The 26,573-nt window shown below is 72.8% G+C and carries 30 protein-coding genes; 21 read left to right on the top strand and 9 right to left on the bottom strand.

All coding sequences use genetic code 11. The features are described 5' to 3' along the window. Positions 1 to 85: 85 nt before the first annotated feature. Positions 86 to 385, top strand: coding sequence for a hypothetical protein (locus tag BJY16_RS40525; RefSeq protein ID WP_185044822.1), 300 nt, complete (start codon positions 86 to 88; stop codon positions 383 to 385). Between the two features lie 513 nt (positions 386 to 898). Here the strand turns inward: BJY16_RS40525 and BJY16_RS40520 are convergent. The 3 genes from BJY16_RS40520 to BJY16_RS40510 form a co-directional block, all read right to left on the bottom strand. Then, positions 899 to 1,549 (bottom strand): tetratricopeptide repeat protein, encoded by a 651-nt coding sequence (locus BJY16_RS40520; protein WP_185044821.1) that lies wholly within the window; start codon positions 1,547 to 1,549, stop codon positions 899 to 901. Positions 1,550 to 1,635: 86 nt separating this feature from the next. Continuing rightward, the gene (locus BJY16_RS40515; protein WP_185044820.1) at positions 1,636 to 2,772 is read right to left on the bottom strand and encodes a hypothetical protein; all 1,137 of its coding nucleotides are present in this window, start codon (positions 2,770 to 2,772) and stop codon (positions 1,636 to 1,638) included. A 113-nt stretch (positions 2,773 to 2,885) separates the two neighbouring features. Next, a complete protein-coding gene (locus BJY16_RS40510) occupies positions 2,886 to 3,626 on the bottom strand; it encodes a DUF2071 domain-containing protein (protein ID WP_185044819.1) in 741 nt (246 codons plus the stop codon). Between the two features lie 135 nt (positions 3,627 to 3,761). Here BJY16_RS40510 and BJY16_RS40505 point away from each other — a divergent pair, with 135 nt between their 5' ends. From BJY16_RS40505 to BJY16_RS40450, 12 genes are all read left to right on the top strand, one after another. Next, positions 3,762 to 4,553, top strand: a complete 792-nt coding sequence (locus BJY16_RS40505) for a TIGR02452 family protein (protein ID WP_185044818.1) — start codon at positions 3,762 to 3,764, stop codon at positions 4,551 to 4,553. Positions 4,554 to 4,574: 21 nt separating this feature from the next. Beyond that, a complete protein-coding gene (locus tag BJY16_RS40500; RefSeq protein ID WP_185044817.1) occupies positions 4,575 to 5,012 on the top strand; it encodes a hypothetical protein in 438 nt (145 codons plus the stop codon). 209 nt (positions 5,013 to 5,221) lie between these two features. Then, the gene (locus tag BJY16_RS40495) at positions 5,222 to 5,359 is read left to right on the top strand and encodes a hypothetical protein (protein WP_185044816.1); all 138 of its coding nucleotides are present in this window, start codon (positions 5,222 to 5,224) and stop codon (positions 5,357 to 5,359) included. A gap of 81 nt (positions 5,360 to 5,440) precedes the next feature. Continuing rightward, positions 5,441 to 5,947, top strand: coding sequence for a GAF domain-containing protein (locus BJY16_RS40490; protein ID WP_185044815.1), 507 nt, complete (start codon positions 5,441 to 5,443; stop codon positions 5,945 to 5,947). A gap of 16 nt (positions 5,948 to 5,963) precedes the next feature. Continuing rightward, positions 5,964 to 7,403 (top strand): nitroreductase family protein, encoded by a 1,440-nt coding sequence (locus BJY16_RS40485; protein WP_185044814.1) that lies wholly within the window; start codon positions 5,964 to 5,966, stop codon positions 7,401 to 7,403. A gap of 225 nt (positions 7,404 to 7,628) precedes the next feature. Continuing rightward, the gene (locus BJY16_RS40480; protein WP_185044813.1) at positions 7,629 to 8,393 is read left to right on the top strand and encodes a sterol desaturase family protein; all 765 of its coding nucleotides are present in this window, start codon (positions 7,629 to 7,631) and stop codon (positions 8,391 to 8,393) included. Positions 8,394 to 8,426: 33 nt separating this feature from the next. After that, complete coding sequence (locus BJY16_RS40475) at positions 8,427 to 8,837, top strand: hypothetical protein (RefSeq protein WP_185044812.1); 411 nt, start codon at positions 8,427 to 8,429, stop codon at positions 8,835 to 8,837. Between the two features lie 43 nt (positions 8,838 to 8,880). Continuing rightward, positions 8,881 to 9,945 (top strand): carbohydrate kinase family protein, encoded by a 1,065-nt coding sequence (locus tag BJY16_RS40470; RefSeq protein ID WP_185044811.1) that lies wholly within the window; start codon positions 8,881 to 8,883, stop codon positions 9,943 to 9,945. Continuing rightward, positions 9,942 to 10,814: a carbohydrate ABC transporter permease gene (locus BJY16_RS40465; RefSeq protein WP_185044810.1), complete on the top strand. Its 873-nt coding sequence runs from the start codon at positions 9,942 to 9,944 to the stop codon at positions 10,812 to 10,814. Before BJY16_RS40470 ends, BJY16_RS40465 begins: the two co-directional genes overlap by 4 nt. Beyond that, positions 10,811 to 11,635, top strand: coding sequence for a carbohydrate ABC transporter permease (locus BJY16_RS40460; RefSeq protein WP_239176595.1), 825 nt, complete (start codon positions 10,811 to 10,813; stop codon positions 11,633 to 11,635). Before BJY16_RS40465 ends, BJY16_RS40460 begins: the two co-directional genes overlap by 4 nt. Positions 11,636 to 11,639: 4 nt before the next feature. Then, complete coding sequence (locus tag BJY16_RS40455) at positions 11,640 to 12,881, top strand: ABC transporter substrate-binding protein (protein WP_185044809.1); 1,242 nt, start codon at positions 11,640 to 11,642, stop codon at positions 12,879 to 12,881. A gap of 1 nt (position 12,882) precedes the next feature. Then, positions 12,883 to 14,211 (top strand): 6-phospho-beta-glucosidase, encoded by a 1,329-nt coding sequence (locus BJY16_RS40450; RefSeq protein WP_185044808.1) that lies wholly within the window; start codon positions 12,883 to 12,885, stop codon positions 14,209 to 14,211. A 17-nt stretch (positions 14,212 to 14,228) separates the two neighbouring features. Here the strand turns inward: BJY16_RS40450 and BJY16_RS40445 are convergent, their stop codons facing one another. Then, positions 14,229 to 14,630 carry a hypothetical protein gene (locus BJY16_RS40445; RefSeq protein WP_185044807.1) on the bottom strand — a complete coding sequence of 134 codons (402 nt, stop codon included), beginning with the start codon at positions 14,628 to 14,630 and terminating at the stop codon, positions 14,229 to 14,231. 148 nt (positions 14,631 to 14,778) lie between these two features. On the opposite strand from BJY16_RS40445, the gene BJY16_RS40440 reads away from it, so the two are divergent. Continuing rightward, the gene (locus BJY16_RS40440; RefSeq protein ID WP_185044806.1) at positions 14,779 to 15,318 is read left to right on the top strand and encodes a hypothetical protein; all 540 of its coding nucleotides are present in this window, start codon (positions 14,779 to 14,781) and stop codon (positions 15,316 to 15,318) included. A gap of 107 nt (positions 15,319 to 15,425) precedes the next feature. Here BJY16_RS40440 and BJY16_RS40435 read toward each other — a convergent pair whose 3' ends face one another. Further along, the gene (locus BJY16_RS40435) at positions 15,426 to 15,962 is read right to left on the bottom strand and encodes a helix-turn-helix domain-containing protein (protein WP_185044805.1); all 537 of its coding nucleotides are present in this window, start codon (positions 15,960 to 15,962) and stop codon (positions 15,426 to 15,428) included. 34 nt (positions 15,963 to 15,996) lie between these two features. Between BJY16_RS40435 and BJY16_RS40430 the strand changes: the two genes are divergently transcribed. Both BJY16_RS40430 and BJY16_RS40425 read left to right on the top strand, forming a co-directional pair. Further along, positions 15,997 to 17,175, top strand: a complete 1,179-nt coding sequence (locus tag BJY16_RS40430) for an alpha/beta hydrolase (RefSeq protein WP_185044804.1) — start codon at positions 15,997 to 15,999, stop codon at positions 17,173 to 17,175. 9 nt (positions 17,176 to 17,184) lie between these two features. After that, on the top strand, positions 17,185 to 17,511 hold the full coding sequence (locus BJY16_RS40425; protein ID WP_185044803.1) for a hypothetical protein: 327 nt from the start codon (positions 17,185 to 17,187) through the stop codon (positions 17,509 to 17,511). Between the two features lie 6 nt (positions 17,512 to 17,517). Here the strand turns inward: BJY16_RS40425 and BJY16_RS40420 are convergent, their stop codons facing one another. Continuing rightward, complete coding sequence (locus BJY16_RS40420) at positions 17,518 to 18,672, bottom strand: fatty acid desaturase family protein (protein ID WP_185044802.1); 1,155 nt, start codon at positions 18,670 to 18,672, stop codon at positions 17,518 to 17,520. Between the two features lie 42 nt (positions 18,673 to 18,714). After that, a complete protein-coding gene (locus BJY16_RS40415; protein WP_185044801.1) occupies positions 18,715 to 19,821 on the bottom strand; it encodes a ferredoxin reductase in 1,107 nt (368 codons plus the stop codon). A gap of 77 nt (positions 19,822 to 19,898) precedes the next feature. On the opposite strand from BJY16_RS40415, the gene BJY16_RS40410 reads away from it, so the two are divergent. Continuing rightward, positions 19,899 to 21,092 (top strand): PucR family transcriptional regulator, encoded by a 1,194-nt coding sequence (locus BJY16_RS40410; RefSeq protein WP_185044800.1) that lies wholly within the window; start codon positions 19,899 to 19,901, stop codon positions 21,090 to 21,092. Between the two features lie 67 nt (positions 21,093 to 21,159). Here the strand turns inward: BJY16_RS40410 and BJY16_RS40405 are convergent, their stop codons facing one another. Next, complete coding sequence (locus BJY16_RS40405; protein ID WP_185044799.1) at positions 21,160 to 22,080, bottom strand: hypothetical protein; 921 nt, start codon at positions 22,078 to 22,080, stop codon at positions 21,160 to 21,162. Positions 22,081 to 22,160: 80 nt separating this feature from the next. Continuing rightward, positions 22,161 to 22,706 (bottom strand): PadR family transcriptional regulator, encoded by a 546-nt coding sequence (locus BJY16_RS40400; RefSeq protein WP_185044798.1) that lies wholly within the window; start codon positions 22,704 to 22,706, stop codon positions 22,161 to 22,163. 44 nt (positions 22,707 to 22,750) lie between these two features. Between BJY16_RS40400 and BJY16_RS40395 the strand changes: the two genes are divergently transcribed. From BJY16_RS40395 to BJY16_RS40380, 4 genes are read left to right on the top strand one after another with little or no spacing between them, the layout of a single operon-like run. After that, positions 22,751 to 24,076, top strand: coding sequence for an MFS transporter (locus tag BJY16_RS40395; protein WP_185044797.1), 1,326 nt, complete (start codon positions 22,751 to 22,753; stop codon positions 24,074 to 24,076). Between the two features lie 9 nt (positions 24,077 to 24,085). Continuing rightward, complete coding sequence (locus BJY16_RS40390) at positions 24,086 to 24,757, top strand: YqeB family protein (RefSeq protein WP_185044796.1); 672 nt, start codon at positions 24,086 to 24,088, stop codon at positions 24,755 to 24,757. After that, positions 24,754 to 25,905 (top strand): sensor histidine kinase, encoded by a 1,152-nt coding sequence (locus tag BJY16_RS40385; protein ID WP_185044795.1) that lies wholly within the window; start codon positions 24,754 to 24,756, stop codon positions 25,903 to 25,905. The genes BJY16_RS40390 and BJY16_RS40385 overlap by 4 nt, the downstream gene beginning before the upstream one ends. Continuing rightward, on the top strand, positions 25,893 to 26,561 hold the full coding sequence (locus BJY16_RS40380; protein ID WP_185044794.1) for a response regulator: 669 nt from the start codon (positions 25,893 to 25,895) through the stop codon (positions 26,559 to 26,561). The genes BJY16_RS40385 and BJY16_RS40380 overlap by 13 nt, the downstream gene beginning before the upstream one ends. Positions 26,562 to 26,573 lie beyond the last annotated feature (12 nt).

Below are 26,573 nucleotides of genomic sequence, written 5' to 3'. Positions count from 1 at the left end.
ACGGTCCTCCCGAGGGTCCCGGGTGCTGCCTCCGTATGGGGGAGGCAGCACCCGGGACCTCTCATCCGATGGGGATACTGCCGAGATGACCGATGACGGACTGCTGCTCGCCGCGATCGTCGAGATGGCCGACGGGCACGCCGAGGCGGGCACGCGTTACGAGGACGCGGTCCTCGCGCTGCTGCCCCGCCACGGCGGCACCCTGGAACGCCGCACCCGGGCCACCACCGGCGCCGCCGAGGTGCATCTGATCCGGTTCCGGAATCGGGCCGGCTACGACAGCTTCATGACCGATCCCGATCGGCTGGCCCTGCGTGCCGGCCTCGGCGACGCCGCACCGGCCACCCGCGTGATCGAAGTCCGCGACGTGCTTCTTCCGGAGTGAGGCGCGGCGCCCGCCGGTGGTCGCGGCCGCGCTCGCGCTCGCGGGGATCGGCGGCCGGTTCGGCCGATGACCAACCATCCCCGCTGCCGCGATGCCGCCCACACCCTTACGGATCTTCTACTTGTACGACCAGCAGCCCCGTGGCAGTCGGCCCGCGATGCCCGGCCCGCTCCCGGCCGCTGCGCGTGTCGTGCGGGTCCGCGACCCCGCCGCACCGCCCAGCCGGCCGCGACCGCGACCCGAACCACGGGATCCCGCCGGCCGCGGCGGTGCGACGTACTGCCGCCGGCCGCGGGCCGCAGCCTCATGCCGAGGCGGCAGCTGCCCCCGGCGCCGCGTGACGCTCGATCACAGCGGCCGGTTCGGAGACGGACCCGCTGAGTACCGGGTCTGCCGAGAGGAGCGCGAGGCTAGCGAGTAGGGAAGGTGCAGGTCTGCGGGATCGCCGGCTACTTTCTGAAGGTCCATGTGATGTTCTTCGGGCGCCGCTTCGGATTGCTCGAGGACCGATCGTTATGGCCGGGTGTGTTCCTCGCGGGTGTTGTCGGCCCAGCCGAGCACCCCGATGGCCCCACACTCCGTCGCGACTGCCGTCGCCTCGTCGAGCAGTCGCTCGGCTTCGTCTGGACGACCGTCCCGGTAGGCCAGGTCCGCCAGCGCCACCAGCCCGGCCGCTACCCCCGCCGGGAAATCGAGCTCTCGGCGGAGCGCTACCGACTCCTCCAGCAGGAGGCGCGCCGTGGCGTGATCCCCGGCCAGGCCCGCCGCGAAGCCCAGGTGCCGCACCGCGTAGGACAGGGTCAGCCGATTGTCGGTCGCCCGGGCCAGGGCCGCAGAGCGCTGCAGGTGCGGGTGCGCCGCATCCCCGTCCTCGCGCACGACCTGGTGGAAACAACCCAGCCAGAACTCCGCCTCGGCCAGCGCGTGGTCGTCGCCGAGCGCGGCGTACAGCTCGGCGGCCCGGTTGAAGGCGACCAACTCACGCGGGTCCTCCCGGCGGTCGCGGAGGAACGCCGCGTGCAGAACCCGACCCCGCGCCAGTGCCAGGTCGGCTTCGAGGCTGTCCAACTGCTCGGTCGCGGCTGGTACCGCGTCAGGATCGCCGTTGAAGGTGGCCGCGTGGTAAAGCTCAGCTGCTCGTTGGAGTCTGGGATCTTGCGACATCGCCTCAAGCTAGCGCAAGCTCGCCCGGCCGTGGCACCCGTCGATGAATGCAGCCATCGCGCACCGTCGTAGTCATCCTCGGGTAGTCACATGGATGGTGCTGGGGAGGGGAGCCTCGCGACGGTGACCATATGGCGCATGACGGGGATCGGGATGCCGGGATTGCGGGCGGCATGTTTCGCACTGCGCGTGTCAAGCAGGAGTGTCACCAGGGTTTCCGCCGATATCGAGGGGTTGAGCCAGGCTCGCAGGCGGACGCGTTGATCGGTGTCGGCAGCGAGCCTGCGCAGCGATGGTGGCGAGAGTCGGTGGTCCTCGCTGGCGGCTCTGCGCACGATCGGGTCGGGGTCGTGGCTGAGCTGTTCGGCGAGTGCGCTGGTGGAGGCCGGGTCGGCGAGGGCGAGGATCCGCATCCGGGGGTTGGGATCGGCCGCATAGCGCAGCAGCCCGTCCCGGGGGAAGTTGGGATGGGTGTGCGGTCGGCCGGGAAAGGACGGGCTTCCTTCCCACCAGGCAGCCACCTCCAGGAGCATCGCCGGCGGAGCGTCGTCGCATGACTCGGCGAGGAAGAGTCGCACGATGCGGTCCTGGTCACGGGCGAGCGTCGCCACTACGTCGGTGGGCAGGCGAGGTGCTCGTGCGACGCTTCGCCGGACCAGCAGTTTCGGCGAGGCGGCCAGCTGGCGCATGGCCTCGGCGTTCTCGTGGAGGGCGCCGACCCACCACAGCGCGGTCGTGACGTCGGCCGGGTCGATGTCGGGGACTTCGGCCGCCGCCGCCGCGATTTCCTGCGGCGTCCGGGGTGGTGTGGCGTCAGGGTGCGGAGCATCGCCGACGCCACGGCCCCCGCGGGAGCGTTGCTGAGCGGCCAGTTGCTCCGCCGCCAGCTCCGCGAACTTTTCTCGCTGTCGCGGATCTGGCGTGGTGGTGAGGAGCCTGTCCCACTGCGTAGCTGAAAGGCGGCCGGATTCTGCAGCGCCGGCGCGCACCCGCGCGGCGTCGTGGACTACTGCGGCATCCATGACCCCGGCAGGAAGGTCATCCCGGTGAAGAAGGCCGGTTTCGCCGAGATCCAACAGGTCAAGCAGCACGTCTTCAGGCGCTGAGCGGTTGAGTCCCAGCCCGAACAACCAGCAGAGGGCTACTCGCCGGTCGAGGTTGGCGGTTGCGGTCAGTCTGGCCCAAGCCCGGTCACGAACGTCGCCAGCAGGTGTGTCAGTCATCGACCGAAGGCTAGAACACTGGACCATCGGCTGCCCCGCCCTCCCGGCGACAAAGGCCAGATCTTCGCCGGTAGGCAGCTGGGTGTCGTCACCTCCGACATGCCAGACCCGGTTCAGGGCCGGCGAGTGAGCCCGTGGTAGGTCCAGCGGTATGTCGCGTTCGTTGTGCGGGCGACACTGTCCAGAACGGCTCCGGCGTCCAGCCAGGGCTGCACCAGGGATCCACGGACCTCACGAGCGGCCAGCGGTTCATAGCCGTTGTCCTCTTTGCGCAGGTCGAGGACGGTGAGCTGCCCTTCGTACCGGGACGTTCCGTAGCTCCGGATCCCCCCGGCCAAGAAGGCCGAGAAGTCCCCGGGCGTGGGGAACAGCGACGACGACCATCGTTGAGCCGGGACGGCTCGACCGTTGAAGTGGTCGTTCCCCAAGGCGACCACGAACGACTCGTCGTCTCTGCTGATGGTCGCGGACAGATGCTCGTGCTGGGCCGAGAACCCGGCCCCGGTGAAGAGGGAGCCGAGAGCCGAGTTGGTCGTGCGCTCGGTGACGAAGACGGCGGGGCGGCCGCCTGACCTCTGATCGAGAACTCCGTAGCGCCGCGCCGCACTGACGCTTCGGACGCCGAACAGGGAGGGGACCGGACCGGCCGTGACCTTGCTGAGCCGCAACACGCACACCGAGGCGACCGCGTCGCCGTTGACGAGTTGGGGGGTCAGCCAGGCAACCGGGAGCAGGCGTTCCAGGTGGTCGGCGGGCAGGCGGTAGTTGAAGATGATGCGCTCTTCGACGAGAGCGCGAACTGAGGGCAGCGGGCTACCCGTCGCCGTCAATTCGGGGGGATCAAGTACCGGCATGGGTCCCAAGTCTGCACGCCAGTGCCGCGATGACACCAGGGCCTGGATCCGCGGTGACTTCGGCTCGGAGCCGGAAGTCGGGCGGCGAGCCAAAGCGTTCGCGCGCGGCGGACCGCGTCGCGCATGATCGGCGGCATGAGTGCCAGGTTGCGGGCGTTGGGCCGGGAAGCCGTCGAGATCGCCGAGCGGGGTTCTTATCCCGGGCCGGACGGGCCGGTGGAGATCGCCGGGCAGGTCGCCCGGGCGGTTGCCGGCACCCGGCTGCACCTGCCCGCCGACGACCTGCCGGAGCCCACCCCGGCGGCCGGTCCGCCGGTGATCGAGGTGACCGCCGAGTCCACCCTCGGGGCGGCGCGCCGCCTCGGCGGGAACCCGGCCTGCCTCAACTTCGCCTCGGCGCGCAACCCGGGTGGCGGCTTCCTGAACGGCGCCCAGGCCCAGGAGGAGAGCCTGGCCCGCAGCTCCGCGCTCTACCCGTGCCTGCTGGCGGCCGGCGAGTTCTACGAGCACCACCGGGCGGAACGTTCGCTGCTCTACACCGACCGGGTGATCTACGCGCCGGCGGTTCCGGTGTTCCGCGACGACAAGGGCCGGCTGCTGCCCACGGCGTACCCCGTCTCGTTCCTGGTGTCGGCGGCCCCGAACCGGTCCGCGATCAGCCGCAACCAACCGGAATCCCTGCCCGCGATCAGCGGCGCGCTGGCCCGCAGGGCCGCGCGGGTGCTCCGGGTCGCTGCCGCGCACGGCCACCGCGAGCTGGTGCTCGGCGCCTGGGGCTGCGGCGTCTTCGGCAACGATCCGGGCGAGGTGGCCCGGGTCTTCGCCGGCGCGCTCGCGGTCAGCCCGTGGTTCGACCGGGTGGTCTTCGCGATCCTGGACCGGGGCGGCGCCACCCGCGGCGCGTTCGAGCAGGTTTTTCGATCATGAAAGCCCCCTAGGATGATGCGGGTGGCCGACGACTTCGACGATCCGCTGGTCCGCTTCGGGCGCTGGGCGCTCGCCAAGGTGTGGCTGGGCTGCGTGCTTTCCGGTGGTTACGCGCTCGGCCGGCACTACCACTGGCCGCAGGCCTTCCTGACCGCCGCCGCCGTGCTCGGCGCCGTGGCGATCGCGTTGACCTGCTCCTTCCTGCCGATCTGGACCCGGCACCGGCCGAGCGGCATCCCGGTCGTCGACGTCGGGTTGCGGGTGATGGTCTGGGGCGGCCTGGTCGCCTCGGTGCTGGCCCTGCTGATCGGCACCCCGGCGGTCGGCATGGTGGCCGCGGCGCTGCTGCTGAACACGGCGGCGCAGAGCTTCGGCGACCCGTTCGCCCCGTTCCTGCGCCGGCTCCGGATCACCCCGGAGGTGACCCACATGTCGCGGAGGAAGCGACCCAGCTGGTAAACGGCTGTTTACTTGCTTCTGGGCAGGCTGTCGCCCGGCCGACGTTCCGGAGGCGTCTCGGACATCGCGCCTGGCCCGGACCGCGCCCGGTTGCTGGCGGGCTGACCCGACAAGATCGAAGACCCTCTTTCCGGTACGCCGGAGCGGGGCTCCGCAGCCCGGCGCTGACCGGCTCTCAGCAGCTCCGCCCGGGTGCCGACTCTGTGGGTATGAAACGGTTCTGGGCGGATCGCAGCGCGAGCCTCAAGAGCATGGCGGCGATCGTGGTCGCGGACGCGATCACCCGGTCCCGGCTCGGCGAGGTGGCCCGCACCGCCACCGCGCCGGTCGGAGGTTTCCGCCACTAGCCGACAGGTTCGTCCCTTTCTCCCTGGCCGGAATCCGTCATCCTGGTCGTGGTCCGTCCCGACTTCCCCTCCGGAGGCCCCATGAGAACTGGTCTGTACGACCGCCTCGCCGAGCCCGCCCGCCTCTCCGAGCTGGCCCGGTACGACCTGGTCCACCCGACCCTGCGAGCGGCGCTCGACGAGGTGGCCAAGCGCAGCGCGAAACTCCTGGAGACCCCGGTGTCGCTGGTGTCCGTGCTGGGCGCCGACGCGCAGCAGATCGTCGGGGCGTACGGGGTGGCCGACTGGGTCGCGGCCGCACAGGGCGCACCCGCCGAGTGGGCGGTGTGCAGCCGCACCGTGCTGAACGGCGAGCCGTACTGCGTGGCCGACTTCAGCGACGACCCGGCGCACGCGGCCAACCCGTTCCTGGCCACCAGCGGTCTGCGCAGCTACCTGGGGGTGCCCCTGGTCGCGCCGGATGGGATCATGCTCGGGGCGCACTGCGTGGTGGACACCCGGCGCCGGATCTACACCGATGTGGACCTCGCCGTGCTCAGCGACAGCGCGGACGAGGCGATGGAGGCGTTGCTCCGGTTCCGGCGCTGAGTCGTGGGGTGATGTGATGGATCTCGACAAGGGTGCCGGGCTGCTGCACCGGCTCACGTCGTACGTGCCGGACCGCGAGTGGGACGTGCCGGTGGACGACCCGCGGGTGCGCCACGACCTGGTCCCGAACGATCCGGCGACGCTGCCGCCACCGATGAAGGCGTACCCGGACCCGATCGAGGTGCTGGACCTGCCGCGCGAGCTGCCCGACCCCGGGGTGGCCGCGACCGCCGTGCTGGCCGGTGCGCGGGCGCCGGCCCGGCCACTGGACGCGGCGCAGCTGGGCCGGGTGCTCTTCCTCGGCGCCGGGGTGGTGCGGACCGCCGAGCGCAACGGGCGGCCGGTCCTGTTCCGGGCCGCCGGGTCGGCCGGGGCCCGGTTCCCGCTCGAGGTCTACGTCAGCGCCCGCGGCGTGCCCGGCGTCCCCGACGCGGTGTACTGGTACGACCCGCTGCGGCACGCCCTGGCCCGGATCGGCCCGGCCGCCGCGGGCACGGTGACCACCCTGGTCGTCACCGGGGTGCCGTGGCGGACCGGCTGGCGCTACGCCGAGCGCGGCTGGCGGCACCTCTACTGGGACGGCGGCACGCTGCTGGCCCAGCTGACCGCCGCGGCCGACAGCGCCGGCCTCGCGCCGCGGCTGCGGTCGCTGTTCCCGGACGCGACGGTGCGCGAGCTGGTCGGCGCGGACGGCGTGCACGAGTACCCGCTCGCCCTGCTCTCGCTCGGCGACGGCGAGCCGGCCATCGGCCCGGCCGGTCCGGCGCTGCGCGGCGAGCTGCCGCCGGTCGAGTTCCCGCTGTGCACCGCGGCGCAGCGGGCCGGCGAGCGGGACACGCTGGGCGCGCCGTGGCCGGCCGCCCCGGCGCTGGCCGACGCGCCGCCGTCCGCCACGCTCGACGAGGTGGTCCGCCGCCGGGGCTCGCAGCGGCGGATGGACCGGAGCCGGACGCTGCCGCCGGAGTCGTTGCGGTGGCCGCTGGCCGCGGCGCTGCGCGGGGTGCCGGTGCCGCACTGGGTCGCCGTGCACGGCGTCGACGGGATGACGCCGGGGGTGTACCGCTGGCCGGACCTGGAGAAACCGCGGCAGGCCGCGGAGCTGCGCGGCGAGCTGCTGCGGATCTGCCTGGACCAGGGGCTGGCCGCCGACGCGGCGTACGTGGTGATCGCGGCCGTCCCGCTCGCCGGCCTGGACGACCGCGGCTACCGCGACGCCCAGCTGGCCGCCGGGCTGGTCGAGGGCCGGCTGCACCTGGCGGCGTACGCGCTGGGTGCGAGCGCGTCCGGGATGACCTTCCTGGACTCGGAGGTGCCGGCCCTCCTCGGCGAAGCCGACGACCTGGCGACGCTGCTGTTCACCTGCGTGGGCGTGCCGGAGTACCGTTCCCGGGCGGGCGGCGCCCCGGGCGCCCCGGTCGCGGTCCGCACGGTGATCCCCCGGCTCGGCGACTCCTAGAGCGCCTGTTTCGGAGTCCGGCCGAGTGCGAGGCGAGGTCAGGAGGGTGGCTGGCAACGGCCCCGGATCGCCCGCATACCGGGGTTGTATGTGGGTGATCCGGGGACGCTGCCAGGCGCGCTCCTGGCCACGCCGCAGCCCCGGTCGGACTCCGAAGCAGGCGCTAGCGCCGGGGTGGCGCACGCCGGCCTTGTGCCGGTGGCCGGAAGCGCAGCAAGATGCGGCATGCTGCAGTTTCTGGAGACGCTGGGGGCGGGCTGGTTCGCGCTGCTGGCGCTGGCGGAGAACATCGTCCTGGTCGGACTGGGCGCGCTGCTCGGACACGGGGCGCTGCGGCTGCCCGGCGCCCAGCGGCTCACCCCGGACCCGGGGCCGGTGAGCCGGCTGGAGCTCGCGCTGGTCGGCAGCACCACGCTGATCAACACGGCGATCACCGTGGCCGGGTGGTGGCTGTGGAAGTCCGATGTCATCGTGCTGCGCACCGGCCTGGGCTTCGCCGCGGTCGCCGAGCTCCTGGTGCTGATCATGGTGATGGACGTGCTGATGTACGCCGGGCACGCCACCGTCCACGTGCGGGTGCTGTTCCCGTGGGTGCACCGGCTGCACCACGTCTTCGCCGACGCCCGGCCGATCACGCTGTTCGCGCTGCACCCGCTGGAGGCGATCGGGTTCGGGGCGATGTGGCTGGTGGTCCTCGCCGTCCACCCGTTCTCGATCGCGGCCCTCGCGGCGTACACGGCACTGAACCTGATCTTCGGGATCCTCGGCCACCTCGGTGTCGAGCCGTTGCCGCCGGCCGTACGCGGAAATCTGCTCTTCCGATGGATCGCCACGCCCACCATGCACGTCGGACACCACGCCGATCCCCGCTACAACCTGGGCTTCTACACCACCGTGTGTGATCGGCTGCTCGGCACGCTGGAGCCCGGTTACGACATCCGGCGGGCCGCCGCCGTGCCCGAGCCCTACCGCGAGACCGTCACTCGCTGAGTTTTTGTCATACCCCGCGCGCATCATCGCGGCATGGGAGAACCAGCCATGCCGATCCGTCGCCGCATCGAGTTGTCCGTCGCCGAGACCCGCCTGCGCTTCCAGCAGCTGGTCCGGCTCACCGGCCTGACCGGCCAGGTGACCGTGGTGGCCGACGGTGGCCGCCCGATCGCCGCCATCGTCCCGGCCCGCGACGTGCTGGAGCCGCCACCCGACCCGCCACGACCGGCCGCCGAGGTCAGCGCCGAGGCCCGGGCCGGCTGGCTGCGCCGGATCGAGAAGGTGCGGGAGGACGTGCGCCGGCAGCACGCCGGGCGGATCCGCGAGTTGTCCCACGCCTTGGACGAGGCGTGGCAGCTGCTCGACCAGTTGCACCCGCACGGCACCGACCGCCACGTGGACACGCTGCGTGCGGCCCATGGAGACCTGCGTCGCAGCCAGTGATCAATCACCACTTGACCTATCGATGCGGGGGTAAGATCGGCTGATGGCACGCCAGCTCGATCTCTTCGTCCCCGGGGTGGTGTTCCTCGATGTCATCTTCACCGGGTTGCGGGAGCTGCCCGGGCCCGGTGCCGAGGTGCGTGCCTCCGGGATGGGCTCCTGCCCGGGCGGCGTGGCCAACCTGGCGGTGGCGGCCAGCCGGCTCGGCCTGCGCACCGGGCTCGGCACCGCGCTGAGCACGGACGCCTACGGCGAATTCTGTCATCAGGTGCTCAGCCGGCAGGAGGGAATCGACCTCTCCGCGTCCCGCCGCCTGGACGACTGGCACTCGCCGGTCACCGTCTCGGTCGCCTACGACCGGGACCGCAGCATGATCACCCATGGGCATCCGCTGCCCACCGACGACCAGGGCCTGGTCAACGGATTGCCCGCGGCGCGCGCGGCGGCGGTGAGCCTGGGCGGTTCGGGCACCGGCTGGGTGTCCCGGGCCGGGCGCAACGGGACCCTGATCTTCGCCGATGTCGGCTGGGACGAGACCGACCAGTGGGATGTCGACGCCCTCGCGGTGCTGCCCGACTGCCACGCCTTCCTGCCCAACGCGGTCGAGGCGATGCGCTACACCCGCACGGGCACGCCGGCCGCCGCCCTCGACAAGCTGGCCGGCCTGGTCCCGATCGTGGTGGTGACCGACGGCGGGGACGGCGCGCTGGCCGTCGACTCGGCGACCGGCGAGGTGGCGACCGTGCCGGGCGTGCCGGTGGAGGCGCTCGACCCGACCGGCGCCGGTGACGTCTTCACCGCCGGGTTCATCGCCGGCACGCTCGGCGGCTGGCCGCTCGCCGACCGGGTGGCCTTCGCCAACCTGGTGGCCGCGCTCTCCGTCCAGCACTTCGGCGGGTCGCTGTCGGCGCCCGGCTGGGGCGACATCGCCGACTGGTGGCAGGCCACCCTGCGGGCCGCCGAGCGGCGCCACCCGGAGTCCAGCGAGGGCCAGCTGGCCCGGCGGTTCGGGTTCCTGCCCGAGGTGATCCCACCCGGCCGGCGCAACGCGGTGCACCGGGCCACCGCGACGATCGCCCAGCTGTCCGACGCGCTCGCCGAGCAATGACGGCCGGGCACCGGCGCGACACCGCGGTGGGTTATGCCTTCCTGGCGCCCAGCCTGGTCGGGGTCGGCGGCTTCCTGCTGCTGCCGGTCGCGGTGGTGGCCGGGATCAGCCTGTTCCGGTGGGACCTGGTCAGCCCGGCGCACTGGACCGCCCTGGACAATTACCGGTCGATCCTCACCGACCCGGCCTTCGGCCGCTCGCTGGCCGTCACCGCCTTCTTCGTGCTGCTGGTCATCCCGGTGCAGACCGCGCTCGGCCTGGCCGCCGCGGTGCTGCTCGACCAGCGGCTGCCCGGCTCCACGGTGTTCCGCGCGGTGCTGGTGCTGCCCTGGATCAGCGCCCCGCTCGCTCTCGGCGTGGTCTGGCGCTGGCTGCTCGACCCGTCCGACGGTGCGGTCAACCAGCTGCTCGGCCACCGGGTCGAGTGGCTGACCAGCCCGGTCCTGGCGCTGCCGTCGGTCGCCGCGGTCACCGTCTGGACCAATGTGGGCTATGTGGCGCTGTTCTTCCTGGCCGGTCTGGCCGGCATCCCGCCGCAGTACTCCGAGGCCGCCCGGATCGACGGCGCCGGCCCGTGGCAGGGGTTCCGCCGGATCACCCTGCCGCTGCTCCGGCCGACCATGTTCTTCGTCCTGGTGACCGGCGTGATCAGCAGCTTCCAGGTGTTCGACACGGTCTACGCGATGACCCGGGGCGGGCCGGCCGGGCGCACCGAGGTGGTGGCCTACGCGATCTACCGGGAGGCGTTCGTCGACTTCCGGATGGGGCGGGCGGCGGCCATGTCCGTGCTGCTGTTCCTGCTGTTGATCACGGTGACCCTGGCGCAGCAGACGTATTTCCGCCGGCGTACCACGGAGGAGATGGGGTGAGGACCGTGCGGCGAGCCGTGCTGACCTATCTCGCGCTGGGACTGGGCGCGCTGGTGATCCTCGCGCCCTACCTGATGAGCGTGCAGACGTCGGTGAAGACGCCGCGGCAGTTCGCCCAGCAGCCGCCGCTGGCCCCGCCCGACCCGGTGACCGGGGCGAACTACGCGGAGCTGGTGGTCGGCGGGCACACCCTGGTCCCGCCACTGGTGATCACCCTGCAGGTGGTGCTGGTGGTCGTGCTCGGGCAGCTGACCTGCTCGGTGCTCGCGGCGTACGCGTTCGCCCGGCTCGACTTCCCGGGCCGGGACGCGCTCTTCTGGGTCTACCTGGCCACCCTGATGGTGCCGATCGTGGCGGTCCTGGTGCCGCGGTTCGTGCTGCTCAGCGAGGCCGGCCTGGGGAACACGTTCTGGGGGATCGTGCTGCCCGCGATGTTCGGCTCGCCCTATGCCATCTTCCTGCTCCGCCAGTTCTTCCGGGCCATCCCGCAGGAGCTGCTGGACGCCGCCCGGATCGACGGCGCCGGCCACCTGCGGGTGCTGCGGCACGTGATCCTGCCGTTGAGCCGCCCGATCCTGGCCACCCTGCTGATCATCACGGTGGTCACCCACTGGAACGACTTCCTCTGGCCGCTGGTGATCACCAGCGGCGAGCGGTGGCAGGTGCTGACCGTGGCGGTGGCCGGCCTGCAGAGCCAGTACCAGGGCAACTGGACGCTGGTGATGGCCGCCACCACGCTCGCCACCATGCCGCTGCTCGTGCTCTTCGTGATCTTCCAGAAGCACATCGTCCGATCGATCACCATCACCGGGATGAGGTGAGCACATGCGACGACTGTCCCTGCTGCTGATGACCCTGCTCCTGCTGGCCGGCTGCTCGGTGGCCGGCGGCGACGAGCAGGACGGCAAGACCACGGTCACCTTCCGGCTCTGGGACGACCAGGTGGCCAAGGCGTACGAGCAGTCGTTCGCCGCCTTCGAGAAAGCCCATCCGGACGTCAAGGTGACCGTCCAGCTGGTGCCGTGGGCGGACTACTGGACCAAACTGCCGGCCGACATCGCAGCCGGCACCACCGCGGACATCTTCTGGACCAACACCTCGAACTTCGGGATCTACGCCGACAACAACCAGCTGCTGCCGGTCGACCCCGACCCGGGCTGGACGACACCGGTCGTCGACCTCTACACCCGCAACGGCAAGCTGTGGGGCGTGCCGCAGCTGTGGGACTCGATCGCGCTCTTCTACAACAAGGACCTGGTCGCCAGGGCCGGCGTCGACCCGGCCACGCTCACCTGGGACCCGGCCGGGGCCAAGGACACGCTGCGCGCGGCGGCCCGCAAGCTCACCGACCCGGGCGCCGGCGTCTTCGGCATCAACGCGGCCTTCGACCAGCAGGCGATCCTCTGGGACTTCGTCGGGTCGAACGGCGGCACCTGGCAGTCCGGCGACTCGTTCACCTTCGCCGGCCAGCCGAAGACCGAGCAGGCCGTGCAGTACGTGGTCGACCTGATCAACAAGGACCACGTGGCGCCGCCGGCCGCCGACACCAACACCAACGGCGACAAGACGCTGCAGCTGTTCACCCAGGGCAAGATCGCGCTGTTCCAGTCCGGGCCGTACCACTTGAAGAGCATCCAGGAGGGCGCCGGGTTCGCCTGGGGGCTGGCGCCGATGCTGACCGGCCCGGCCGGGCGGGTCGGGGTGGTGCACGGGGTGGCCGCGGTCGCCTCGGCGAAAACGCCGCACCGGGACGCCACGGTCGAGGTGCTCAGGTGGCTCGGCTCGGCGGAGGGGCAGCGACCGCTCGCCGAGGGTGGTTACGCGTTCCCCGGGGTGACCGCGGCGCAGCCGGCCTTCGTCGACTACTGGAAGAAACAGGGCGTGGACGTGCAGCCGTTCCTGGACTCGGCCGGCGGGACCACCTTCCCGGCCCCGGTCGGGCCGAAGGTCGGGGCCGGCGGGACCGCCTACACGCCGATCCTGCAGCAGGTCTTCCTCGGCCAGCTCGGGGTTCCGGAGGGCCTGCGGAGAGCGCAGGACGCGGGAAACGAAGCGATGAAGGGCTGACATGCGACTGACCGTTCTGGGCGGCGGCGGCTTCCGGGTGCCGCTGGTCTACAAGGCGCTGCTCGCCGACCACCGGCACACCGGGATCACCGAGGTGGCGTTGCACGACGTCGACCCCGGGCGGCTGGACGGGATCGGCCGGGTGCTGGCCGCGCTGGCCCGCGACGTGCCGGACGCGCCCGCCGTGGTCACCACCACCGACCTGGACGAGGCGCTGACCGGGGCGGCGTTCATCTTCTCCGCGATCCGGGTCGGCGGGCTGCGCGGCCGGGTGGTCGACGAGCACGTCGCGCTCGCCGCCGGCGTGCTCGGGCAGGAGACCGTCGGGGCCGGCGGGATCGCCTACGGCCTGCGGTCGGTGCCGGAGTCCCTGCGCATCGCCGAGCGCGCCGCCCGCCTCGCCCCGGACGCCTGGCTGATCAATTTCACCAACCCGGCCGGCCTGGTCACCGAGGCGATGTCCGGCCCGCTCGGCGACCGGGTGATCGGCATCTGCGACTCGCCGACCGGCCTGGTGGACCGCGTCCTGCGGACGCTCCAGGTCAACCCCGCGGAGGTACGCGTCCACTACGCCGGCCTCAACCACCTGGGCTGGCTCTACGGCGTGCACGCCGGCGACCGCGACCTGCTGCCCGGGCTGCTCGCCGACGACGACCGGCTGGCCGGCATCGAGGAGGGCCGGCTCTTCGGCGACCTGCGCTCGCTCGGTGCGATCCCGAACGAGTACCTGCACTACTACTACGACCCGAAGGGCACCCTGGAGGCCGTCCGCGACGCCCCGCAGACCCGCGGCGCCTTCTTGCGCGAGCAGCAGGAGCGCACCTACCGGGAGCTCGCCGCCCGGGATCCGCTCGATGCCTGGCTGGACGCCTGGCGGGAGCGGGAGGCCACCTACATGGCGGAGAACCGGGAGCTGGCCGGCGCGGGGGAGCGGGAGCACGACGAGGGCCGGCCGGCCGGCTACGAGGGGGTGGCGCTGGCGGTGATGCGGGCCCTGGCCCGGGACGAGCCGGCCACCCTGATCCTCAACGTCCGCAACCGCGGCACCCTCGACGTCCTGGACGACGACGCGGTGGTCGAGGTGCCCTGCCGGGTCGACGCCCGGGGCGCGGTGCCGCTGCCGGTCGGCCCGCTGCCGGCGCACGCGGTCGACCTGGTCCGCACGGTCAAGGCCGTCGACCGCCTGGTCCTGCGGGCGGTCGCGACCGGCTCCCGCGAGGCCGCGGTCCAGGCCATGGCCACCCACCCGCTGATCGCCGACCGCGCGGTCGCCGAGCGGCTGGTCGACTCCTACCGAGCGGAGCTGCCCGAGTTGTCCTACCTGACCTGACCCCACCCGGGGCGGTCCTATCTGTCCTGGCGCCAGCTCGCTCCGGCCGGGATGAACTGCGGCTCGCGGCCGGCGTGGGTGACCAGGGCGTACATCTGGCTGGCGGCCAGCACGCCGGCCGCCGCGCGCACGACGTCGCCGGTGATCCCGCCGGGCAGCAGCGGGGCGACGCCGAACCAGACCAGGGCCGCCGCCGCCCAGGCCGCGACCGCGGCGACGCGGCAGTGCCGGTCGAAACCGCTGTACAGCGCGACGCTCGCCCAGACCAGGACGGTCGGGGCCGGGAAGGCGCCCATCGGCCGCCCGAGCAGTGCGATCAGCAGGCACGCCGCGAGCGCCAGGCCCGCGCCGATCGCCGACCGGCGCAGCGCCACCCATCCGGAGACGGCGGGCAGCGCCTGGACGACGTCGGAAACCATGCGAAAGATCCTGGGCGTTGGCAGTGTCCGTCGAGTGTCCGCGAGTTGAACAACTTTCGCGAATATGGGTCGCCGTCAAACCTCGGCGGTCCTGCCTGGAACCTCGACGCGATCGACGGTGTCATGGAAGGGACGAGGGAGGTTGCCGGTGTTCGTCCGGATCTCGATGGTGGTTGTGCTGCTCACGCTGACCGCCTGCGCCCCCGACCCGAAGCAGGGCAGCCCGGCGCCGACCGGCCCGGCGCCTGGTGTTCAAGCGTCGGGTGGCCAGAGCGCTCTCTCCGGGCCCAGCCTGGACTGCGCCGCGCCGATCGACACCCTGGCCGCCCCGCCGGCCGGGTACACCCCGATGCTCGACGCGGTCGCGCTCTCCACCGAGTTGCTGCAGGCCAACGACTCCGGTGACGGGACGCTGTTCGCCAAGACCGGCCTGCTGATCCGCACCGGACACCCCGCCGAGCTGCTGGTCCCCAGGGGAAGGGCCGAGGTGGAGTGGGGCAACACCGGCGACCGGGAACGCGCCGCCCACCTGCACATCCCGGCCTGCCCGAAGTTCGGTGCCGGCGACTGGCAGGTCTACCCGGGCGGCTACTACGTGACCGCACCGGTCTGCCTCCCGGTCGAGGTCCGCGCCGACGGCCGCACCACCACGATCCACGTCCCGGTCGGCAAGGCCTGCCCGGCTTAGGCCTCCGCTCGGCAGTCGCCCGAGCCACGTCGAGGGTGTCGCCGGCCTGGCCGCTCCCGTCCGGCCACCGGGCTCGCCACTCCGGTGATCCCGGCCGGCTCGCGGACTCAAGCCGGCGGTGGCTCGATCGGGAACAGGATCGGGCTGAGCAGGTACTGCGCGCGGCCCGGGGCCGGCTCCTGGGCGAGCCGGGGCACGATGGCCGCGCGCAGTTCGCTGATCAGCTCGGTCAGCTCCTCGGGGCTGAGCCAGACCGCGTGCTGCCGATAGCCGACCAGGTCCCGCGCCGGGTCGGAGCCGGGCCGGTCCAGGTAGGCGCCGAACTCCGCGATCAGCGCCGTCATCGCGATGGTGAACGCCCGCCGGTGCTCCTCGGCGGTCAGCCCGGCCGCCGCCGCGGCGCTGATCGACGCCCGGTCCTGCCGCAGCCGGTAGCGCCGCTCGACCGCCCCGCGCACCCGCCGCTCGGCCGCGACCTCCAGCACCCCGCCGTTGCCGAGCAGGTCGATGTGCCGGTAGACGGTCGCCTTCGACACGTCCGGCAGCCGCTCGACCAGCTCCGCGGTGGTCATCTCGCGGCCGCCACGCAGCGCGTGCACGATCCGCAGCCGGACCGGATGTGCCAGCAGTTCAGCGGTCTCCACCCGATCAATCTAATCCATGCTACCTTTCTCAACTATGAGAACGATAGCGCTCGTCGTCTACGACCAGCTGAGGGCCGGGCGCTTCGACGAGCTGGCCGAGCTGTTCACTCCGGAGATGCGGGCCGTGGTCGCCCCGGAGACGGTCCGGGTCGCCTGGACCGTGCAGACCGCGGGCGCGCCCACCGAGCCCGGCGACCCCGCCGCCGAGGAGACAGATCAAGGGCTTCTTCGGGTACGACTCCCGGTGCGCTGCCCGACCGGCGACTTCGTGATCGTCCTGTCCCACGACGAGTCCGGTCGCCTGCACGGCCTGCGTCTCGCCCCGGCCGCCGGGGCCCCGTGGCAGCCGCCGCGCTACGCGAGGCCGTTCCGCTTCACCGAGTGCGAGACCAGCGCCGGAGTCTTGTCCCTGCCGAACAAAACGCCGAACACCACGAGCAGGGGGCAGGCGGTGATCCTGCTTCCCGGCGGTGGACAGCAGGACCGGGACGGCACCGACGGCCCCCACAAACCCCTCAAGGACCTCGCCTGGGGCCTGGCCGGCCGGGGCATCGCGGTGCTCCGCTTCGACAAGCCGCCGCCCGAGCGCACCCTCACCGAGGAATACGTCGCCCCGGCGCTCGCCGCCGTACGCCAATTGCGGGAACAGCGACCAGCCGTGGACCCGGACCGGATCTTCCTCCTCGGCCACAGCCTGGGTGGCAAGGTCGCGCCGCGGGTGGCCGCGGCCGAGCCCGCGATCGCCGGCCTGATCCTGCTCGCGGCCGAGGCGATGCCGACGCACCGATCCGCGCAGCGGGTCGCGCGGCAGCTGGCCGCGCGTGATCCGGGGCCGGCGAGCGCGGCGATGCTGGCCGCGGTCGACCGGCAGGTGGCGGTGGTCGACGACGCGCTGACCGCGGAGACGCCGGCCGCGGACCTGCCCTTCGGCTTTCCCGCGTCCTACTGGCTGGACCTGCGCGACTACGACCCGGTGCGGACCGCGGCGGCGCTCCGGCGGCCGATGCTGATCCTGCAGGGCGGCCGGGACCGTCAGGTGACCGTGGCCGACGATCTGGCGCGCTGGCGGGCCGGGCTCGGCGCCCGGCGGGACGTGCGGATCCGGGTGCTGCGCGGCCTGGACCACATGTTCTACCGGGGCGGGCACGTCCATCCGGCGGTGGTCCGGAAAATCGCCCGCTGGCTTCTGGCGCGGCGCGCTACCGGCAAGTAACGTGCGGTGATGCCGAACGTCGAAGTCTCGGTCTCACCCGGGGTCGTCATCCTCGTGCTGGGCGTTCTCCTGCTGCTGATCCAGCCGGGCGCCATCCCGTTCACCTATGCGCTGGTCATCCGGCACCAGCGGCGCGGCGGCGGCCATCCGCTGCGGTTCGCGATCGGCGCCTACCTGCTCGGCGCGCTGCTCACCCTGATGTTCGTGGCCGTCTTCGCCTGTTCCGACTTCCCCTACGCGGTGGCGGTGCTGCTCGGTTATCTACCGATGTGGCTGTTCTCGCTGCTGATCCTGCGCACGGCGGAGGCGCGGCCCGACGGACCGCGCCCCGAGTGACTGACGTCAGGCCGTGACCGGCTCGGCGACCGGGCGCCGCGGCGGGATCATCGGGTCCGGGTCCGGGGTCGGCTTGCGGTTCGGCAGCGACAGGCGGATCACCTTGGCCCAGGCCGAGGCGACCTGCTTGGGCAGCGGGCCGGTGACGTAGGGCAGGTCGTACTTCTCGAACAGCGCCCGCACCTTGACCGCGACCTCGGCGTAGCGGCTGGCCGGCAGGTCCGGGAAGAGGTGGTGCTCGATCTGGTGGGACAGGTTGCCGGTCATGATGTGCATCAGCTTGCTGCCGGAGATGTTGGCCGAGCCGAGCATCTGCCGCAGATACCACTCGCCGCGGGTCTCGCCCTTGATCGAGGTCCGCTCGAAGGTGGACACGCCGTTCGGGAAGTGCCCGCACATGATCACCGAGTGGCTCCACACGTTGCGGACCACGTTGGCGGTGAAGTTCGCGGCCATCGTGTGCAGGAACGACGGGCCGGACAGCGCCGGGTGGATCACGTAGTCCTTGAGCGCCTGCTTGCCGATCTTGCGGCCGACCGCCTTGAGGTTCTTCCGGAAGATCGGGTTGCTGCGCCGCTTCTTGGTCTTCAGGTTGCGGCCCAGCTCCAGGTCGTACGCGGCGATGCCGTACTCGAAGAAGAGCGCGTTGATGAAGTTCCACAGCGGCTGGGCCAGGTAGAACGGGTGCCAGCGCTGGTTCTCGTCGACCCGCATGATGCCGTAGCCGAGGTCGTTGTCCTTGCCGACCACGTTGGTGTACTTGTGGTGGATCTCGTTGTGCGAGTGCTGCCACTGCTCGGCCGGCGTCGCCATGTCCCACTCCCACGTGGTGGAGTGGATCTTCGGGTCGCGCATGAAGTCGTACTGGCCGTGCAGGATGTTGTGGCCGATCTCCATGTTCTCCAGGATCTTGGCCACCGACAGACCGGCGGTGCCGACGATCCAGGCCGGCGGGAAGAGCGAGAAGAGCAGCACCGCGCGGCTGCCCATCTCCAGGCTGCGCTGCACCTTGATGACGCGGCGGATGTAGGCGGCATCGCGCTCCCCCCGGGCGGCGATCACCTCGTCCCGGATCGCGTCCAGCTCCCGGCCGATCGCCTCGATGTCCTCGGCGGTGAGGTGGGCGATCGGGTTGTCTTCCAGACGTTGCAGCGTCGTCACGGGTTCCTCGATTTCTCTCGGCGATCTCTTGCTGGGGGGAACTCAGGCATCCAGGTGGCAGGGCCCGGCCGCGGCCGAGATGCACGTCTGGATCAAGACGTTGTCGCCTTCCACGGCGGTGGTGATCTGCCCGTCGCGCATGTCCCGGACGATGCCCTGGCGCATCGGCAGCACGCACTTGAAGCAGATGCCCATCCGGCAGCCGGACGGCATCAGCTGCCCGGCCGCCTCGCCGGCGTCCAGGATGGAGACCCCGGCCGGCGCCTCCACCTCGGCGCCGGAGCGCTCGAAGGTCACCGAGCCGCCGTCGCCGGCGACCAGCACGGTCGGCCGGAACCGCTCGACGTGCAGCCGCTCCGCGGCGCCCGCCTCGCTCCAGTGGTCGGCCAGCGCGTCCAGCATCTCGCCCGGGCCGCAGGCCCAGGTCTCCCGCTCGAACAGGTCGGGGACCAGCTCGGCCAGGTCGGCGGGCTTCAGCCGGCCGTCGGCGCCGGTGTGCCGCTCGATCAGGGTGAGCTTGCCGGCCGCGGCGAGGGCGCGCAGCTCGGCGCCGAAGACCGCGTCCTCCGGCGTGCGGGCGGAGTGCACCACGACCACGTCGGGCAGCTCGTGCAGGGCGCTGCGCAGGATGCCCATCACCGGGGTGATCCCGCTGCCGGCCGTGACGAACAGGCTTTTCGCCGGGCGGGCCGGCGGCAGCACGAAGTCGCCGGCCGGGAGGTCGAGGTTGAGCACCATGCCACGGCGCGCGTGGGCCAGCAGGTAGGAGCTGACCACGCCGTCGCGGACCGCGTTGACCGTCACGCTGATCCGGCCGGACGGCTGACCGGCGGCGCTGCTCACCGAGTAGGAGCGCCACAGGCGGATGCCGTCGACGTCGACACCGAGCCGGACGTACTGCCCGGGCTGGTGCGGGCGCCAGCCGCGGCCCGGCCGCAGCTCCAGGGTGACCGCGTTGGCGGTCTCCCGGTGCACCGCCTCGACCCGGGCGCGCAGAACGTTCGGGTTGCGCAGGGGAGCGATCACGTCGAGATAATCGGAGGGCACCACCGGAGTGGTGACCAGCTCGACGACTCGCCACGCTCCGTTGCGCAATGTCTGGGTAACCGGCACGTGACCAAGCCTGGTGGGTCGGACGGGCGAAGTCATGACCAGGGGAAGTGAATCCGGGGCAGCATAATTGTTCGGCGGGGACAAGGTTCGGACATGAAACATAGGGAGTCTGGGTGATCGAGCCGTTGCGGGACGTTCGGTCGTACCGCTTGCCCGTCGAGGTCGTCGAGCCGCTCCGGCGCGGGCTGCCCGAGGTCGCCGTGCAGACCATCGCGGCGATCGTGATGGAGGTCCCGGCGTACGCGGAACCGTTCGCCGGCGAGCTCGGCCACAAGATCGAGCGGGCCGTGCAGGCGGCCCTGGGTACCTTCCTCAACCTGGTCTCCCGGCCCGGCACCGACCCCGGGACGCCGCTCGCCTCGGCCCTGGAGGCGGCCTACGCGCTCGGTCGCGGCGAGGCCCGCAACGGCCGCAGCCTGGACGCGCTGCTCTCCGCCTACCGGGTCGGCGCCCGGGTGGCCTGGCGCGAGCTGGCCGCGATCAGCGTCCGCTCCGGGCAGCCGGCCGGCACCATCGCCGACTTCGCCGAGCTGGTCTTCGCCTACATCGACGAGCTCTCCGCGGCCAGCGTCGCCGGGCACGCCGACGAACTGGCCGCCTCCGGCCGGATCCGGCTGCGGCACCTGCAGCAGCTGGCCCAGGCCCTGGTCGCCGGGGAGCCGGCGCACGTGCTGCAGGCGGCCGCCGAGCGCGCCGAGTGGGCCCCGCCGCAGACGCTCACCGCGATCCTGCTGCCGGAGCGGTCCTCCCGCTCGCTGATCGACCTGCTCGACCCGCGCACACTGCCGCTCGCCGGCGCCCTGCCGGACCTGCCGGGCACCGCGATCCTGCTGGTCCCGGACCCGCAGGGGGCCACCCGCCCGCACCTGACCCGGCTGCTCACCGGGCACAACGCGGTGATCGGCCCGGCCCGGCCGTGGCAGCGCGCGCAGTGCTCGGTGGAGCGCGCGGTCCGGGTCCACCAGCTGCACACCCCGGCCCGCGGCGAGGTCGTCGACACCGAGGAGCACCTGGCCGAGCTGGTCGTCTCCGCCGACCGGAGCGCCCTCGCCGACCTGCGGGACTGGGCGCTGGCGCCGCTCGCCGGGGAGCGCGGGGCGGCCGCCGCCAAACTCGTCGAGACGCTGCGCAGCTGGTTGCTGCACCACGGCCGGCGGGAGGACGTGGCGGCCGAGCTCTTCGTGCACCCGCAGACGGTCCGCTACCGGATGGCCCGGCTGCGCGAGCTCTACGGCGAGAAGCTCAAGGACCCGCAGTGGGTACTGGCGCTGACCATCGCCCTGGCGGTGCCACTCGCCGAGGGCTGACCCGGCAACGGGCCGGCGGCCCCGATCCGAGGATCGGAGCCGCCGGGATGGTGCACCGACCGGTGGGTCAGCCGGCGACGGTGACCGCGAAACCGGCGATGTTGGCGCCACCGGTCTGCGCCGGGCCGCCCTCCAGCTGGACCAGCGTGGCGGCGTCGCCGAGCGGGCCGGCCGGGGTCCCGGCGGGCGCGGTCAGCGTCCAGTCGAAGGTGCGCGACTGGCCCTCGTCGAGCTGGCCGCTCTGCGAGCAGCCGACGCCGTAGCCGCCCTGCGGGACGGGCAGCACGTTCGCCCCGATGCACGGGCCGGAGTCGGCCAGGTAGGCGCCGTCGACGCCGGCCGGGGCGACCAGTTCGGCCAGCAGGCCGCTGTGCGGGGCGTCGCCGTCGTTGCGGACGGTGACCGGCACCTGCCCGGCGAAGCTGCCGTCCGCCTGCCGGGTCAGGGTCACCGTGCCCGCGGTCACGGTGAGCGCGGAGGCGGTGTCCTGCGCGTACGGCCGCGGGTTGCGCAGCGAGCCGGTGGTGGAGCGGAACAGCGCCGGGAAGTCGGCGGCGGCCCCGGCCACCTCGACCCGGCCGGCGGCCGGCGCCACCTGCGGGTACGCCTGCGGCTCGGCCGGCGAGCGGAAGCTCACCGTGACCACGTCCTTCGCGCCGGGCGCGATGTCGTGGTCCAGGTAGCAGTAGGCGATCTGACGGTTGTCCGCGGTCACGTCCCCGGTGCAGCCGGACGTGCCGGCGGCCTCCACGAACGTGCCGGCGATCGGCTCGGTCACCGCGACCGCGCCGCTCCACGGCTCGCTGGTCCGGTTCTTGATGACGACCCGGACGGTGCCGGTGTGGCCGGACGTGCCCGGCTCCAGCACCAGCCGGTTGACGCTGACCGACACGACGCCGGCCGGCGCGGCCTGGACGGCGGCGGTGCCGCCCAGCACGACCGTGCCGGTGGCGAGGGCGATGACGCCCGCGCGCGTGAGTGTGCGCATGGTGATCTCCTTACATCGATACCCCGTGATCCGGACAGGTGCGTCCGGCGATCGATCGGTGATCACCATAGCGACATTGATCAAACTTTTCCGTCCATTCCGGACCGGGGGAGCGCTTCGATGTGATCGGCCGTCGCGGTGGCCCAGTCGCGGATCGCGGTGAAGTTGCGGACGCCCAGGTCGGCGGCGTACCAGCCGTTGCGGCCGGGGGTGTCGGGCGGCTGCCGGGCGTCGCGCTCGGCGGCCAGCACGCGGGCCTGCTCGGCGTACCGGGAAGCCTCCGCGCGCAACAGCGGCACCGCGACCTCCGGCGGGAGCAGCGGCAGCAGGAAGAGCCGCAGGCTCGACTCGCTGCGGACCTTGGGCGCCGGATCCGCGCTGCGCAGCCACTCGTCGAGGAAGTCCCGGCCGGCCGGGGTCAGCTCGTAGAGCTTGCGGCCCCGGCTGCCCTCGTCGCGCACCGTGGCGTGCCCGTCGGCGGCGAGTTTGGCCAGCTCCGGGTAGATCTGACTGTGCCGGGCCGGCCAGACGTGGCTGAGCGAGCCGTCGAATTTCTTCGCCAGGTCGTAGCCGGAGGTCGGGCCGCCGGCGGCGAGCATCCCGAGGAGCGCGATCCGAAGCGACATGACCCCATCTTGACATGTCAAAGACGACATGTAGTTTTTGACATGTGAAAGATCTGATCGTGCTCGCCGCCGTGGTCGGCGGCATGCTGCTCGCCCTCCTCGACCAGACCATCGTCAGCACCGCGCTGCCCGGGATCACCGCGGAGCTGGGCGGGTCCGCGCACTACAGCTGGGTGGTGACCGCGTACCTGGTGAGCATCACCGCGTCCGGTCCGCTCTACGGCCGGCTCTCCGACCGGTACGGGCGCAAGCCCCTGCTGCTCACCGGCGTCGGGATCTTCCTGCTCGGCTCGGCGCTGTGTGCCGCGGCAGGCTCGATGGGCCAGCTCATCGCGTTCCGCGCGGTCCAGGGCCTGGGCGCGGGTGCGCTGCTGCCGCTCTGCCTGGCGCTCGCCGCGGAGATGTTCCCGCCCGGGAAGAGCGGCCGGGTGCAGGGCATGCTCGGCGGCGTGATGGGGCTCAGCTACGTGGCCGGGCCGCTGGCCGGCGGGTTCCTCACCGATCACGCCGGGTGGCGCTGGGTGTTCCTGGTCAACCTGCCGATCGGGCTGGTGGTGATCCTGCTGATCGCCACCCGGCTGCCCCGGCGGCCGGGCAACCCGGCCGCGGCCGGCCGGCCGGACTACACCGGCGTCGCGGTCTTCACCGCGGCGGTCGCCGCGCTGCTGATCGGGCTGAACCAGCGGGACTGGCGCTCGATCGGCCTGGCGGTGCTGCTCGGCGTGGTGTTCCTGCTGGTCGAGACATGGGCGCCGGAGCCGGTCATGCCGCTGCGGCTGTTCCGGGTGCGGTCCTACGCGCTGGCCTGTGCCGGGGCGTTCGGCGGGGCCTGGGCGCTCTACGCCTCGCTGGTCCTGGTGCCGCGGTTCCTCCAGGAGGTGGAGCAGGTCAGCGCCACCGGCTCGGGCGTCCGGATGTACCCGCTGATGCTCGGCATGGTGGCCGGCAGCGCGCTCACCGGCGCGCTGATCCGGCATGTCCGGGTCTGCCTGGCCGCCGGCGCGGTGCTGATCGCGGCCGGTGCGCTGCTGGCCGGGTTCGGCGGGGTGCTGCTCGTGGGGCTGGCGCTGATCGGGCTGGGGCTCGGGCCGACCATGTCCGGGCTGACCGTGGTGATCCAGGGCGCGGTGCCGCGCGAGTTCCTCGGCGCGGCGACCGGCAACCTCGGGTTCTTCCGTCAGGTCGGCGGTTCGGTGGCGCTGGCCGTCGGGGACGCCCTGCACGCCGCGGGGCAGGACCTGCTGACCGTGGTCGGGATGCTGGCGGTCGCCGGCGCGGTGCTGCTGCTGCCGGTCAGCCTCGGCCTGCATAGACCAAAGTCGGCGCCCGCCGACTTTCGGCGACTGGCTCACGACCGGCGGCCCGCCTAGCGTCAGGGCATGACCCGGACCTCCGCCGAGCTCGGCTTCGCGCCGCTGGACCGCCTGCTGATCCTCTGCGGCCCGGCGGCGCTCGGGCTGCTGCTCACCGCGGCGCTGCCGGCCGTCGCCCGGTGGGCGCTCGGCTTGCACCTGCCGCTGCCGTTCCGGCCGGCCGTGGTGCTGATCGGCAAGATTGACTCGCCGTGGGAGCTGGCGGTGCAGGGCGCCGTCCTGGTCGTGGCCGGGTTGTTCGTGACCGCGGCGCTGGTCGAGCACCTGACGCCGGTCACGGTCACCTTCGACCAGGCGCGGTTCGGCGAGCGGACGCTGTCCCGGTCCGAGATCACCGCGCTCTTCCTGGACCGCGACACGCTGGTCGTGCTGGACCGGGAGTCGCGGCAGGCGGTGCGCTGCACGCCGCGGGCCCGGCGCTCGGCGCTGGCCGCGACGTTTCCGGAGTTCGGCTACCCGTGGCGGGACGCCGATCCGTACGCCGATCTCTACCGCCCGTGGCAGACCGGCGACGACCTGCCGCCGGAGGTGGACGCGGTGCTGTCGGCCCGCGCGGTCGCGGTCCGGAAGAAGGCCGGCAAGGAGGCCGGCGAGTTGCGGACCACCCTGGAGAAGCTCGGCTTCTCGGTGCGCGACGAGGGCGACAAGCAGTTCTGGCGTCCGCTGGTGCGCTCGTGAGGGTGTCGGAGCGGGCCGCCGAGCGGGTCTTCGACCTGGCGGCGATCGTGGCCTCCTGGTTCGGCGCGCTGGTGATCGCCGGGACCGCGGAGGCCAGCGGGCGGATCAGCGGCGAGGCGACCTTCTTCAGCCTGCTGCTGGCGATGGCGGCGTCGCTGGCGCTGTGGTGGCGGCGCCGCTGCCCGGTCGCGGTCGCCCTTCTGTTCGTGCCGGTCGGCGCGGTCACCGACTTCGCCGGGGTGGCCGGGCTGATCTCCTTCTACACGCTGGTCACCCTGCGGCGTGGCCGGGTGATCGGGGTGGTGCTGGCGGGCACCCTGGCGGGCGCGCTGGTCTACAGCCGGTTCCGGCCGGACCCGGACATGTCGATGGCCGGCGAGTTCGTCTTCACCCTGGTCTTCTCGGTCGCGACCCTGGCGGTCGGCGTCGCCATGCGCGCCCGCCGTGACCTGATCGAGGTGCTGCGCGAGCGGGCGTCGCGGGCCGAGGAGGGGGCCCGGGTACGGGCCGAGCGGCTGCGCGCGCGGGAGCGGGAGCGGATCGCCCGGGAGATGCACGACGCGCTCGCGCACCGGATCTCGATGGTCAGCCTGCACGCCGGGGCGCTGCAGATCCGGCCGGACCTCACCCCGGACGAGGTGGCGAAGGCGGCGACGACCATCCGGGACAGCGCCCACCAGGCCCTCGAGGACCTGCGCGAGATCCTCGGGGTGCTGCGCGCCGGGCCGGGGGACGGGCTGCGGCCGCAGCCCGGGCTGGCCCAGCTGGACGAGCTGCTCGCGGACGCCCGGACCGCCGGGATGAAGATCGACCTCGTCGATCGGCGGGACGACGGTCCGGCCGGGCCGGCGCTCGGGCGGACCGTCTACCGGCTGGTCCAGGAGGGGCTGACCAACGCCGGCAAGCACGCGCCGGACGCGGTCGTCCGGGTCGAGCTGTCCGGCAGCCGCTCCGGGGAACTGCACGTCCGGATCGAGAACCCGATCCCGGTACGGCGTGCGCCGGCGCCGCCGGGTGCCGGAGCCGGGCTGATCGGCCTCGCCGAGCGGGTCGACCTGCTCGGCGGCCGCCTCCGGCACGGCATCCACCACGACCCGGACGGGGCGCTGACCTTCCGGCTGGAGGCCTGGCTACCGTGGCCGGTGTGATTCGGGTGTTGATCGCGGACGACGATCCGCTGGTCCGGGTGGGTCTGTCGATGGTCCTCGGCGCCGGGCCGGACCTGCAGCTCGTCGGCGAGGCCGCGGACGGCGCGGAGGCCGTCGAGCTGGCCCGGCGGCTGCGGCCGGACGTGGTGCTGATGGACATCCGGATGCCGCGGATGGACGGGCTGACCGCGACCGGGGAGATCCGCCGGGCCGGCCCGGAGCCCGCGGTGATCGTGCTGACCACCTTCGACACCGACGAGCACCTGCTCGGTGCGCTCCGGCTCGGGGCGAACGGGTTCCTGCTCAAGGACATCGCCCCGGAGGCGATCCTGGACGCGGTCCGCCGGGCGGCGGCCGGGGAGCCGATCCTCGCGCCCGCGGTGCTGCCCCGCCTGATCACCCACGCGGTGGGCCGGCCGGAGCAGGCCGGGCCGGGGGAGGGCGCCGCTCGGGCGCGGGCCGCGCTCGACCGGCTCAGCGAGCGGGAGCGCGAGGTGGCCGAGGCGGTGGCCACCGGCAGCTCGAACGCGGAGATCGGCGCCGAGCTGCACATGAGCGTGCCGACCGTGAAGGCCTACGTCTCCCGGCTGCTGGAGAAGCTGGGCTGCGCCAACCGGGTGCAGGTCGCGATCCTGGTGCACGAGTCCCGGCAGTGAGAGGATCGGTGG

It is taken from the genome of Actinoplanes octamycinicus, assembly GCF_014205225.1.
GTDB lineage: Bacteria > Actinomycetota > Actinomycetes > Mycobacteriales > Micromonosporaceae > Actinoplanes > Actinoplanes octamycinicus.
This window is presented reverse-complemented; position numbering and strand designations above follow the sequence as displayed.